Raw genomic sequence first — 12,530 nt, 5'->3', positions numbered from 1 at the left:
GCACATTGCCCTATCTTTTTGTGCACAGCTACGGCAATCTCCGCACCATTGATGTGCGCTAATTCATACCAGGGGCCCCGGCCTGAGACCGGTTGGGGGCTTGTTCCCGGCCGCCGGGATGACATGACCGGGCTCACATGAGGGGGAAAAGTGCGCGCGGGCGATTTCGACTGGTCGGACCTCACCTTCTTCCTCGCCGTGGCACGGGCCGGGCGGCTGACAGCGGCGGCGGCGCGCCTGAAGGTCGAGCATTCCACCGTGAGCCGGCGCATCGGCGCGCTGGAGGAGGCGCTGGGGGCGAAGCTGTTCGACCGCCGGCCCCATGGCTACGGCCTCACCGCCGCCGGCGAGCGCCTGATGGCCGCCGCCGAGGGCATGGAGACCTTGGCGCTGGCGGCGCAGGGCGAGATCGGTGGGGCGGACCTGGGCGTCGCCGGCACTGTGCGGATCGGCGCGCCGGACGGCTTCGGCACCTTCTTCCTTGCCCCCCGCATCTCGGCGCTGGCGGACCTGCATCCGGAGCTGGACATCCAGCTTCTTGCCATGCCACGCCTGTTCTCCCTGTCGAAGCGCGAGGCGGACATCGCCATCTCCCTGTCGCGGCCCAAGGAGGGGCGGCTGCACGCCCGCAAGCTCACCGACTACCGGCTGGGGCTCTATGCGTCGCGCGCCTATCTGGAGCGGCATGGGCCCATCGAGAGCCGCGCCGGCCTCCAGCGCCACCCCTTCATCGGCTATGTGGACGACCTCATCTATGCGCCGGAGTTGGACTACGTGCCCTTGGTGGCCAAGGACATCAGGGTGCGGCTGAAGAGCTCGAGCCTTGTCGCCCAGCTCACCGCCACCCAGGCGGGGGCGGGTGTGTGTGTCCTGCCCTGCTTCATGGCGGACCTGTTCGCGGGCGACCGGCCGAATGCGCTGGTGCCCATCCTCCCCGGCGACGTGGGGCTGACGCGCACCTTCTGGCTGCTCACCCACACGGATACGCGCGACCTCGCCCGCATCCGCGTGGCGGCGGATTTCATCGCCGGCGTGGTGCAGGCGGCGCGTGGGCAATTCCTGTCCCCAAGGTAATGCGGTATCAACGAGCGTAAAGCATCGGCCACCGCCGCGTCGTGGACGGAACCGAGCCACGAACCGTCGGCCGAGACCTCGATGCACACCAGGACACCGCCCGTCGCGTCGCTGCCCGATGTGACACCTGCCAACCTGCGCCATACGGTGGCCTTGTCGCTGGTGCTCGCCGCCGCCTATGTGGTGCTGGGGCGGCTGACGTTCGCTGTTTCGGTGGAGTACGGCAACGTCACCAGCGTGGTGTTCGCGCCGGAGGGTGTGGCGCTGGCCTTCTGCATCCTGTTCGGGCCGCGGGTGGCGCTGGGCATCTTTCTCGGCCAGACCATCCTGTCCCTGTGGTCGGGGCCCTCGCTGCTCGGCGGGGCGGTCATCGGCCTCACCAATGCCGCAGAGGGCGCGCTCGGCGGCTGGCTGTTCCGGCGCATGGCGATCTCGCCGCGCTTCGGCCGCCCGCGCGACGTGGCTCTGTTCGTGGCGCTGGTGTTCCTGATCCTGCAGCCCGTCAGCGCCAGCGGCGGCGTGCTGGTGCTGTACCTGCTGGGAGCCATCCCCACTGACCTCATCCCGGCGGATTGGGCGCCGTGGTGGATCCAGGGCCTGCAGAAACCCCTGCCGTCGCTGGATCTGGTGCCCTCGGCCTGGGTGCACTGGTGGATCGGCAATTCGGTGGGGCAACTGCTGGTGGCGCCGCTCATCCTCGCCTGGAGCACGCCGCCCACTCCCGGAGCGCCCAAGGGTTGGCTCGACATCATGCTGAGCGCTGGCGGGGTCGTGCTGGTGGCTGCGCTGACCCTGAGCGGGATTCCGACCCATCCCCTGCTCCTGCTTGCCATGACCTATTTCCTGCTGGTGTGGATCGGGCTCCGGCGCGGGCTCAGAGGCATCACCCTCGCCAACGTGCTCATCGGCGCCGCGGTGACCTGGGCGGGGGCATCGGGGGCGGGGTTCATGTCCCACCTGTCGGTGGCCGACCGCCTGTCCAACGTGGGCTTCTTCGTGGCGGCTGCGTGCACCTTTTCCCTGATGCTGTTCGCCATGTTCGAGGAGCGGCGCCTCCTCATCGACCGGCTGACCCGGCTCGCCTCGTGGGATTCGCTGGTCGAGCTTCACAACCGCCGCCATTTCATCGAGAGGGCGGATCGCGAGGTGGCCGCCGCGCAGCGCTACGGCCGCGACCTGGTGCTGCTCATGCTCGATGCCGACAATTTCAAGGAGCTGAACGACCAATACGGCCATGCCGCCGGGGATGCCGCCCTGAAGATGATCGCGGAGGCCTGCGCGGCGGTGGCGCGCCAGACTGACGTGACGGGCCGGATCGGCGGCGAGGAATTCGCGATGCTGCTGCCTCACGCCACCCTTGACGGTGGTCAGGCCCTGGCGGAACGGCTGCGCCGGCAGATCGAGGCCACCCCGGTCCAGATCGCGACCGGCCGTCCCTTCCATGTCACCGTCAGCATCGGCATCGCCCGGCTGGGCCGGCGGGACGGCCTCGATGCGCTGATGCGTGCCGCCGACCGGGCGCTCTATGCCGCCAAGCGGGCCGGTCGCAACCGGGCAGCGCTGGCGGATTGAAGGGCTGGCGGCATCCCATACCTTGACGCCGCAGCGCTCTGCCCCTATACGAGCCGCTTCCCGATAGAGCGGGTGAGTGCGGCAGGGTCGTCTGGCCCCGCTTCGCGTTCCCCGCTGAAGACCAGATAAGAAGGACTTCTGCCATGTCCCGGCGGTGTGACCTGACCGGCAAGGGGGTTCTGAGCGGCCACACGGTGAGCCACTCGAACCACAAGACCAAGCGCCGGTTCCTCCCGAACCTGTGCAACGTCACCCTTGAGAGCGAGACGCTGAAGCGCACCATCCGCCTCCGGGTGAGCGCCAATGCGCTCAAGAGCGTGGATCATCGCGGCGGCCTCGATGCCTTCCTCAAGAAGGCCCGCGACGAGGAACTCTCCCCGCGCGCCCTCGACTTCAAGCGCCTGATCGCCAAGGCTGCGGCCGAGGCGGCTTCCACCGCGGCCTGAGGTCCGGCGCCCGGGTTCCGGGCACAATGTTAGAGATGTCGACCCGCGGGTGGCCATGCCCCCGCGGGTTTTCGTCGTTTCGGGGCTGAGAGCCCTACCCGACCTGCGCCCGTCGATACGCTGAGAGCCGTGCGCGAAATTGCCTCCTGTCGGCTCCCTGCGTGGTCGGGAGCAGGCGGAAGGCAGCAGTGATTACTCCGCCGCGTCGGCCACGGGCGCCGGCTTCACCCAGCGCAGCACCGGGGCGCGGGCGGCGCGGGTTTCGTCCAGGCGGCGGCGCGGGGCGTAATAGGGAGCGCCAAGGAAGCGCTCCTTGTCCCCGGCCTTGGCGGCGAGCGCCAGATCCCGCAGGGCGGCGATGAACAGGTCCAGCGAGGCCTTGGATTCGCTCTCCGTGGGCTCGATGAGCATGGCGCCGTGCACCACCAGCGGGAAATACACCGTCATGGGGTGGTAGCCCTCATCGATCAGGGCCTTGGCCACGTCCAGGGTGGTGAGGCCGGTGCCGGCCAGCCAGGCGTCGTCGAACAGCGCCTCGTGCATGGCCGGCCGCTCGGCGAAGGGCGCGCTCATGAGGTCCATGAGGCTGGCGCGGATGTAATTGGCCGACAGCACCGCGTCTTCCGAGGCCTGCCGCATACCGTCCGCGCCGTGAGAAAGCATCCACGCCAGGGCGCGCACGAACATGCCCATCTGGCCGTGGAAGGCGCTCATGCGGCCTAGCGCCTGCTGGGCGCCCTCCGCGCCCTCGTCTTCCACCAACGCCAGCCCGTCGGCGGTGGCCACCAGTGCCGGTACAGGGGCAAAGGGGGCGAGCGCGTCGGAGAGCACCACCGGCCCCGCGCCCGGCCCGCCGCCGCCGTGGGGCGTGGAGAAGGTCTTGTGCAGGTTGATGTGCATGGCATCGACCCCGAGGTCGGCGATGCGCACCTTGCCGAGGATGGCGTTGAAATTGGCGCCGTCCGAATAGAAATAGGCGCCGGCGCCGTGCACCGCCTCGGCGATGGCCACCACGTCGCGCTCGAACAGCCCGCAGGTGTTGGGATTGGTCAGCATCAGCGCCGCCACCTCCGGGCCGAGCGCGGATTTCACCGCCTCCGGATCCACCGTGCCGTCGGCGCGGGCGGGGATGGAGCGCACCTGATAGCCGATGAGGGCGGCGGTGGCGGGATTGGTACCGTGGGCGCTCTCCGGCACCAGCACCACGTGACGGGTGGCGCCATCGCCGCGGGCGGCATGGGCGGCCTTGATGGCCATCATGCCGCACAGTTCGCCGTGGGCGCCGGCCTTGGGAGTGAGCGCCACCGCCTGCATGCCGGTCAATTCCAGCAGATAGCGCGACAGCTCCGCCATCAGGCCCAGCGCGCCCTTCACCGTGGATTGCGGCTGCAGCGGATGGATGTCGGCAAAGCCCGGCAGCCGCGCCATCTTCTCGTTGAGGCGCGGATTGTGCTTCATGGTGCACGAGCCGAGCGGGAACAGGCCGCTGTCGATGCCGTAGTTCATGCGCGACAGGCGCACGTAATGGCGCATAGCCTCCGGCTCGCTGAGGCCGGGCAGGTCCAGCGGCGCGGTACGCGCCTGTGTGCCGAGGCGCTCGCGGAACGGCGCGGGCTCGGGAATGTCGACGCCTGTCACCTCGGTGCGGCCGATCTCGAAGATCAGCCCTTCCTCCAGGTCGAGCGCGCGGTTGCCGGTGAAGGTCTGCGGGCCGGTGAGGGCAATGGAATGCGGCGTGGTGGCGCCGCGGCCTTCGCGGTTCATCACAGCACCTCCTTCAGGGCGGCGGCATAGGCGGCGCGGTCGTCCTCGGTGGTCGTCTCGGTGGCGGCGACGAGGATGAGGTCGTCGAGGCCCGATTTCGGCGCGAGGCGGGAATAGGGCACGCCGGCGAGGATGCCTTTCGCCGCCAGCTTCTCCACCACGTCCGCCGCCGGGCCGGGCACGCGCAGGGTGAATTCGTTGAAGAAGGTGTCGTTGACGACGCTCGCCCCCTTCACCGCCGCCAGCCGGTCCGCGAGGTCACAGGCGGCCGCATGGTTGGCGCGGGCGAGGCGGGTGAGACCGGTCTTGCCCAGCAGGCTCATGTGGATGGTGAAGGCCAGCGCGCAGAGGCCAGAATTGGTGCAGATGTTGGAGGTGGCCTTCTCGCGGCGGATGTGCTGCTCGCGGGTGGAGAGGGTCAGCACGAAGCCGCGCCGGCCTTCCGCGTCCACCGTCTCGCCGGCAAGGCGCCCCGGCATCTGGCGCACGAATTTCTGCCGCGTGGCGAACAGGCCCACATAAGGCCCGCCGAAATTCAGCGCATTGCCGATGGACTGGCCCTCGCCCACCACGATGTCGGCGCCCTGCGCCCCCGGCGGCTCGATGAGGCCCAGCGCCACCGCTTCCGTGAACACCGCCACCAGCAGCGCGCCGGCCTTGTGGGCGGCCTCGGCGATGGGCTTCAGGTCGACGAGATTGCCGAACACGTCCGGCGACTGCACCACCACGCAGGACACCGTGTCGTCGATGGGGGTGATGAGGTCTTCCTCGCCGAACGGGGCGGGAGGCAGCGCCACTACCTCGTCGGCGGCATAGCGCGAGACGGTCTCGATGGTCGAGCGATAGTGCGGATGCAGGTTGCCCGCCAGCACCGCCTTGCGGCGCCTGGTGACGCGATGGGCCATCAGCACCGCCTCGGCGGCGGCGGTGGAGCCGTCATACATGGAGGCGTTGGCCACCTCCATGGCGGTGAGCTCGGCCACCTGGGTCTGGAACTCGAACAGATATTGCAGCGTGCCCTGGGCGATCTCGGGCTGGTACGGCGTGTAGGAGGTGAGGAATTCCGAGCGCTGGATCAGATGGTCGACGGTGGCCGGCACATGGTGGCGATAGGCCCCGGCGCCCACGAAGAAGGGCACCGAGCCCGCCGGCACGTTCTGCCCGGCGAGGCGGGCAAGCGTGCGCTCCACCTCCAGCTCGCTCTTGTGGAGGGCGAGGCGCGGCAGCGCGGTCTCGCGCTTGTCGGCGGGGATGTCGACGAACAGCTCATCCACGCTGGCTACGCCGATCCGCGCCAGCATCTCGGCGCGGTCCTCGGGGGTGAGGGGGAGATAGCGCATGGGAATCCCGGGTCAGGCGGTGGTGAAGCGCGGCGTGATGACGATCTCCGCGCGCACGGAATGGGCGATGAAGCACTCCTCGTGCGCCCGGTGGTGGATGGCCTCCACATCCGCCTCGGAGGGCAGCTTGTCGCCGGAGAAGACCATTACGGGCGTGAGGGTGATGCGGGAGATGAAGAGCTTGCCCTTCTCGTTGGGCGTCATCTCGCCCACGGCCGCATCCTCGTAGCTGTCCACGCGGAAGCCGCCGCGGCGGGCAAAATCCAGCGCGAACAGCATGTGGCAGCTGGCGGCCGAGGCCACCAGCGCCTCTTCCGGGTCCACCGCGTCCTCGCGGGAGAGCGGCACGCGCACGGAGGACGGCGCCGACGAGCCGGGCACTTCGAGGCCGTCGAACGCCCAGACATGGGCGCGGGCGTAGCGCCCATCGGTGAAGACGGCGTCGCCCCGCGCCCAGCGGATGGTGGCCTTGTGGTCGCTTGCCATGGTCAGGCCAACGTGTCCAGAAAGTCCTTGTAGGCGTGCTCATTCAAAAGCTCGTCCAGCTCGGCGGGGTTGGAGAGCTTCAGCTTCATGAACCAGCCCTTGCCTTCCGGAGCCTCGTTGACGAGGCCGGGGGCGCCTTCCAGCTCGCTGTTCACCTCCACCACCTCGCCGGAGAGCGGGGCGTAGACCTCGCTCGCCGCCTTCACGCTCTCCACCACGGCGGCCTCGCCGCCCTTGGTCACGACCTTGCCGATCTCCGGCAGCTCGACGAACACCACGTCACCCAGCTGCTGCTGGGCATAGTCGGAGATGCCCACCACGGCCACGTCGCCTTCGACGCGCACATATTCGTGGTCCTTCGTGTAGCGCACGCTCGTCATGGATCAGGCCCCAGCTTTAGGTTTGCGCGCATAGCGCGTCGGCACGAACGGGAGGGATGCGACAGTGGCCGCCAAAGCCTTGCCGCGCACCAGAACGTCGAGGCGGGTGCCGGGCGCCGACAGGGCCGGCGGTACGTAGCCCATGGCGATGGGGGCACCGAGCGTCGGCGCGAAGCCGCCGGAGGTGACGCGCCCCACCACGGCGCCATCGGATGCGATCTCGGCCCCCTCGCGGGCCGGCGCGCGGCCTTCCAGCCTCAGTCCTACCCGGACGCGGGCCGGGCCTTGCGCCAGCTCGTCCCGAATGCGCGCGGCGCCGGGAAAGCCGCCCTCCGTCCGCCGCCGCTTCTGGATGGACCAGTTGAGCGCCGCCTCGATGGGGGACGTGGACAGATCGATATCGTGGCCATAGAGGCAGAGCCCGGCCTCAAGGCGGAGGCTGTCGCGGGCGCCGAGGCCGATGGCCTTCACCTCCGGCTCGGCGAGCAGGGCGGCCCACAGAAGGGGCGCGCTTTCGTTCTCGACCGAGATTTCAAAGCCGTCCTCGCCGGTGTAGCCGGAGCGGGAGACCTCCACCGGGATGCCGTCGAATTCAGTCGGGATGGCCGCCATGAAGTCCAGCGTCGCCGCCTCAGGGCAATGGCGGGCCATGACGGCTGCGGCTTCCGGCCCCTGCAGGGCGAGCAGCGCGCGCTCCGGGCGCTCGACGAGGGCGACGCCCTCCGGTAGGTGGGCGGCGATGTGGGCGAAGTCGCGGGCCTTGCAGGCGGCGTTGACCACGAGGATGAGGGTGCCGTCCGCCTCCGGCGCCAGCGGCCGCGTCACCATGAAGTCGTCGATGATGCCGCCATCCTCGGCCAGCAGCTGGGAATAGCGCTGGCGGCCGGGCGCGAGATTCAGGAAATCCGCCGGGGCGAGGGCTTCGAGGGTGCGGGCGGTGGTGGCGTGGTCGGGCCCCTTCAGCAGGGCCTGGCCCATGTGGGAGACATCGAACAGGCCGGCACGGGTGCGGGTCCAGCCGTGCTCCGCGAGGATGCCTTCGGGATATTGCACCGGCATCTGGTAGCCGGCGAACGGCACCATGCGTGCGCCGAGGGCGCGATGGGCGGAGAACAGCGGGGTTTCGAGCAGAGGCTCGGAATGATCCAAGGGGGGGGCTCCCGGACGACAGCGCCAATTTCCGGACCTGTCCCTCGCGCGACGACACAAAAGGTCGTCACGACGCAAGACGCAGGTCCGCGCGGCGCCCCCTCTGTCTTAGGACCTGAGAGATTTCACCGCGCCTCGTGGAAGGGCACGGCTTACTCCTTCGGTGAGGGCCGAAGATGCGCGTTGCCGCGCAGCACCGGCGCTGCTTTCCAGAGATTCGTCCCCCTGCGGTCCTTGGGCCTGAGCGGTTCCGGGGCGGTTGCGCCTTCGGCGCCGGCGTACCTTGCGGCCGCCGGTCTCTCCCGCAGGGATCGTCCGATCACGCCCAAGCCGAGGCCTGGGCGCGCGTGCAGCATAAGCCAATGGCGCCGTGCGTCAACGCGGCCTGCTTCAACGGACCCTGCTTCAGCGCGGGGGCGGCGAGAAGGTGCTGGTGGACGGCGGCGCCTCGAAGCCGCCGGTGGAGGGCGCCGGCGTCAGGGTGCCGCTGCTGCCGGGCGGCGGGCCGAACACATCGCCCTGGGGCGCGCCGCCGCTGGAGGCCGGCTTCTGCGTCGCTGCCGGCTTCTTGGCGGCGGGAGCTTCAGAGGTGTCAGCCGCGGGCTTGGGCCTCGGCTTCGGCTTGGCGGCGGGGGCGGGCTTGCGCTCCTTCGCCTCGGTGCCTTGCGGGTCGAAGCCCACATAGATCACGTGGCGCTCCATCTCCGCCGGCTTCAGCAGGGGAAAGGCGATCTGCTCCTCCACCACGGTGAAGGCGGCGTGGCCCGGATCGGCAGGCACGTCCACGGCCACGTTGAAGAATTTGGTGGTGATGTTCTTGGGGGAAGGCCCCTCCTGCACCACAGCGATGCGGATCGGTACCTTGACCTGGCCGGGTGTGCCCTTCTCGCCCATCAGGATGCGGCCCTCGATGCCGACGCGGACCATCATGGTGCCGCCGGAGATGGAGCATTCCCGCGCGAGGCGGCCAAGCGTGCCCTGATAACGCAGGCCGCCGCCGGCGGTGACCTGCCAGGAGCCGGCGCCGGTGCGCACGGTGACCGGCGGGCAGTCATAGGTGACCGCGTCGGGGCCTGTGCCCACCACCAGGGCGCCGGTGGTGGCACTGTTGACCACGCCGGCGGAGGTGCCGCCGGTGCGGGCCACGCCGGTGTCCTGCGCGCCGAACGCGCCGTCCAGCCCTTCGCCCCCGGCGCAGCCGGCAAGCGCCATGGCGAGCAGTGCCGGCAGGGTGAGCCGAGGAACTGCGAGCAAAGGCAGGCGCGACAGGCGGCGGGCGCGCGTGCCATCCGCCGCGCGAGTATCCGCAGCCGTTCCAAATGCACCGGCCTGTTGTGCGCGCACCATGTCCATCAACTCCGTGAGCGCCCCCGATCCGAGTGCCTTATAGCAAAGGGGGCAAGGGCTCGGGAACCGCCCCCGGCGTTTGAAGGGGGCGAGACCGGTTCTCGTGCGGATTAAGGTTACCCAACGCAACCATGCGCCTCGGCCGAGGCCGGGGCTGTCTGGTCCGGGAGAGGCCTAGGTGCCAGGGCTAGCCGCCCAGGCCCGCCGGCTTGCCCACCACCACCACCAGGGCGTCGCGGGCGGTGGCGAGGCGCGCCGCCACGTGCTTCAGGTCGTCGAGGGTGACGGCGGCAATCAGCGCGTTGCGCCGGTCCACATAGTCGATGCCCAGCTCGTCCAGCTGGATCTGGAGCAGTTGGCCGGCGACCTTGGAGGAGGTGTCGAAGCGCAGGGCGTAGCTGCCCATGAGATAGCTCTTGGCTTCGTCCAGCTCGGTCTGGCTCGGCCCGTCCTTCAGGATCTTGCGGAACTCGTCGGTGATGATGGCGATGGATTCCCCCGCCCGCTCGTTCTTGGTGGCGGTGCCGGCGAACCACAGGCCGGTGTGGCCGAGGGCCACCTGGTAGGAATAGACCGAATAGGCCAGCCCGCGAGCCTCGCGCACTTCCTTGAACAGGCGCGAGGAAAACGCGCTGCCGCCGAGGATGTGGTTGAGCACGAAGGCGGGGATGAAGTCCGGATCACGCCGCTCCAGGCCGCCGGTGCCCATCACCACCACCGACTGGGGCACGTCGAGGGGAATGACATCCACGGTGCCGATCTTCTGCGGCTCCACATGGGGTACGGGGACCAGGGTGGCGGTGGCCGGCAGGATGCCGAACACGGCGTCGAGCCGTTTGCCCAGTTCCTCGGCGCTGATGTCGCCCACCACCGCCACCCGCAGGTTGGAGCGGGCGATGGCGCGCTTGGCGAAGCCGGCGATGTCGTCGCGGCTGATGCGGGCGACCGTCTCCAGCGTGCCGTCCACCGGCCGGCCATAGGGGTGGTTCGGGAAGGCGAGGGCGAACCAGCGGTCGTTGGCGAGGGCGTTGGGCTCGGTGGAGCGGCGGCGCAGCATGGCGAGCTGGGAGGCGCGGATGCGTTCCACCGCCTCGGTGTCGAAGCGTGGCTCGGTCACCGCGAGGCGCAACAGGTCGAACGCGGTCTCCCGGTTCTCCGAGAGGGTGCGCAGGGAGCCGCGGATCTCGTCGCGCCCGGCATCGAAATGCAGCTCCACCGCATGGTCGGCCAGCGCGCTTTGGAAGGCGTGGGCGTCCAGGCCGCCGGCCCCCTCGTCGAGCAGCGAGGCGGTGAGGTTGGCGAGGCCGGGCAGGTCCTTGCCGTCCTGGGAGGCGCCGCCGAGGAAGGCGAACTCCACGGCGATCAGGGGCAGGGTGGTGTCATGCACCAGCCACGCCTTGATGCCGCCGGGGCTGGTCACCTCGGTGATGCGGCTGGACTGGGACTGGGCCGCGGTTGCGGAAAGAAGGGAAAGGGCCATGGTTACCATCGCAAAGAGGAGACGACCGGCGCGCAGGGCGCTGCCGGTCTGGTCGAAAAGGGGGGCGGGGCCAGCCCTCACGAGCGGTCGTCCTTCTTGATTTCAGCTTTCGGAGCGGCGTCCTTTTTCGGCTCCGACTGCTTCAGGTAGCCGGTGACGGCGCGATTGGTGACAAGGTACCGGCGCGCCACGTCCTTCACCTGCTCGGCGGTCACCGCCTTGATGCGGTCAGGCCAGGCCCGCACATCGTCGGCCGACATGCCGGTGGCCCAGGAGGCGCCGTAGATGCGGGCGAGGGTGGCCTGGTTGTCCTGCGAATAGATGGTGTCGGCGGTAAGCCGGGTCTTGGCGCGGGCCAGCTCCAGGTCGTCCACGCCCTTTTCCTGCAGCTCGGCGATCACCGCGTCCACGGCCGCCTCAAGGTCCTCCAGGCTCACGCCCGGGCGGGGCGAAGCATAGGTGACGAAGCGGGTGGCATCATATGCGGTGCTCTGATACCAGGATCCGGAACCGGCGGCGATGCCCTTCTCGGCCACCAGGGTACGGTAGAGGCGGCTGGTCTGGCCGCCGCCGAGGATCTGGCCGAGCACTTCCAGCGCCTCGGCCTCGCCCGGCTGGGCGGTGCGGGAGGAGGGCACCAGATAGGAGCGCTGCAGGCTCGGCTGGGCCACGCGCGGGTCGGACAGCGCCACCCGGCGGTGGGCCTGGGGCTCGGGTTCCTGCGGGCGGTTGCGGGGCGGGGTGTCGGCGCGGGCCACCTTGCCGTAGGTCTTCTCGGCGAGGGTGCGGACCGTCTCCGGGTCCACGTCGCCGGCCACCACGAGCAGCGCGTTGTTGGGCGCGTAATAACGGCGGTAGAAGGCGAGGGCATCCTCGCGGTTCAGCCCCTTGATCTCGTGCTCCCAGCCGATGATGGGGTGCTGATAGGGGTGGTTGACGTAGGTCGTGGCCTGCAGCACCTCGGAGAGGCGCGCGCCGGGGTCGTTGTCGGTACGCATGCGGCGCTCTTCCAGCACCACGTCGCGCTCGGGCAGCACCACCTCGTCGGAGAGCTTGAGGCCGGTCATGCGGTCGGCTTCGAAGCCCATCACCTTTTCCAGGTGCTCCTTGGCGACGCGCTGGAAATAGGCGGTGTAGTCCTGCGAGGTGAAGGCGTTCTCCTGGCCGCCGAGACGCGCCACCTCGGCCGAGAACTGGCCCTGCGGGTGGGCGTCGGTGCCCTTGAACATCAGGTGCTCGAGGAAATGGGCAATGCCGGACTTGCCGGCCTGCTCGTCGGCCGATCCCACCTTGTACCACACCATGTGGGTGACCACCGGCGTGCGGTGGTCCGGGATGACCATGACCTGAAGGCCGTTGTCGAGCTGGAACTGGGTAACGTCCGGCCCCGCCGCGTCAGCAATGCGGGGGGCGGCTGTGGCCGCGGTGGCGGCGAGAATAGCAATCATGGTGAGGCGGCTCATGAACACGTGGCGATCTTCCGTCATTCGAC

11 protein-coding genes and 2 riboswitches are annotated in these 12,530 nt (G+C 69.5%); of the genes, 3 read left to right on the top strand and 8 right to left on the bottom strand.

Annotation, left to right across the window (positions count from 1 at the left end; all coding sequences use genetic code 11):
• The first annotated feature begins 150 nt into the window (after positions 1-150).
• From V5F66_RS11570 to rpmB, 3 genes are all read left to right on the top strand, one after another.
• The gene (locus V5F66_RS11570) at positions 151-1,074 is read left to right on the top strand and encodes a LysR family transcriptional regulator (RefSeq protein WP_012114222.1); all 924 of its coding nucleotides are present in this window, start codon (positions 151-153) and stop codon (positions 1,072-1,074) included.
• Between the two features lie 81 nt (positions 1,075-1,155).
• Positions 1,156-2,646 (top strand): sensor domain-containing diguanylate cyclase, encoded by a 1,491-nt coding sequence (locus V5F66_RS11565; protein WP_394093902.1) that lies wholly within the window; start codon positions 1,156-1,158, stop codon positions 2,644-2,646.
• Positions 2,647-2,789: 143 nt separating this feature from the next.
• The gene (rpmB, locus tag V5F66_RS11560; protein ID WP_012114224.1) at positions 2,790-3,092 is read left to right on the top strand and encodes a 50S ribosomal protein L28; all 303 of its coding nucleotides are present in this window, start codon (positions 2,790-2,792) and stop codon (positions 3,090-3,092) included.
• Between the two features lie 192 nt (positions 3,093-3,284).
• Here rpmB and gcvPB read toward each other — a convergent pair whose 3' ends face one another.
• The 8 genes from gcvPB to V5F66_RS11520 form a co-directional block, all read right to left on the bottom strand.
• Positions 3,285-4,856, bottom strand: a complete 1,572-nt coding sequence (gene gcvPB, locus V5F66_RS11555; protein ID WP_394007247.1) for an aminomethyl-transferring glycine dehydrogenase subunit GcvPB — start codon at positions 4,854-4,856, stop codon at positions 3,285-3,287.
• The gene (gene gcvPA, locus V5F66_RS11550; RefSeq protein WP_012114226.1) at positions 4,856-6,196 is read right to left on the bottom strand and encodes an aminomethyl-transferring glycine dehydrogenase subunit GcvPA; all 1,341 of its coding nucleotides are present in this window, start codon (positions 6,194-6,196) and stop codon (positions 4,856-4,858) included. The genes gcvPB and gcvPA overlap by 1 nt, the downstream gene beginning before the upstream one ends.
• Before the next feature lie 12 nt (positions 6,197-6,208).
• Complete coding sequence (locus V5F66_RS11545; protein ID WP_012114227.1) at positions 6,209-6,682, bottom strand: OsmC family protein; 474 nt, start codon at positions 6,680-6,682, stop codon at positions 6,209-6,211.
• Positions 6,683-6,684: 2 nt separating this feature from the next.
• The gene (gene gcvH, locus V5F66_RS11540; RefSeq protein ID WP_012114228.1) at positions 6,685-7,062 is read right to left on the bottom strand and encodes a glycine cleavage system protein GcvH; all 378 of its coding nucleotides are present in this window, start codon (positions 7,060-7,062) and stop codon (positions 6,685-6,687) included.
• Positions 7,063-7,065: 3 nt separating this feature from the next.
• Positions 7,066-8,211, bottom strand: coding sequence for a glycine cleavage system aminomethyltransferase GcvT (gcvT, locus tag V5F66_RS11535; RefSeq protein WP_393999435.1), 1,146 nt, complete (start codon positions 8,209-8,211; stop codon positions 7,066-7,068).
• Between the two features lie 101 nt (positions 8,212-8,312).
• Positions 8,313-8,426: riboswitch (glycine riboswitch) on the bottom strand.
• Between the two features lie 3 nt (positions 8,427-8,429).
• Positions 8,430-8,526: riboswitch (glycine riboswitch) on the bottom strand.
• A 90-nt stretch (positions 8,527-8,616) separates the two neighbouring features.
• A complete protein-coding gene (locus V5F66_RS11530; RefSeq protein ID WP_012114230.1) occupies positions 8,617-9,558 on the bottom strand; it encodes a hypothetical protein in 942 nt (313 codons plus the stop codon).
• A gap of 187 nt (positions 9,559-9,745) precedes the next feature.
• Positions 9,746-11,038: a M16 family metallopeptidase gene (locus V5F66_RS11525; RefSeq protein WP_081437164.1), complete on the bottom strand. Its 1,293-nt coding sequence runs from the start codon at positions 11,036-11,038 to the stop codon at positions 9,746-9,748.
• A 77-nt stretch (positions 11,039-11,115) separates the two neighbouring features.
• Positions 11,116-12,525 carry a M16 family metallopeptidase gene (locus V5F66_RS11520; protein WP_393999437.1) on the bottom strand — a complete coding sequence of 470 codons (1,410 nt, stop codon included), beginning with the start codon at positions 12,523-12,525 and terminating at the stop codon, positions 11,116-11,118.
• Positions 12,526-12,530 lie beyond the last annotated feature (5 nt).

Origin of the sequence: Xanthobacter versatilis, assembly GCF_043193975.1 — a bacterium.
GTDB lineage: Bacteria > Pseudomonadota > Alphaproteobacteria > Rhizobiales > Xanthobacteraceae > Xanthobacter > Xanthobacter autotrophicus_E.
Note: the sequence above shows the minus strand (reverse complement) of the source record. Positions and strands in the feature narration are given on the sequence as shown.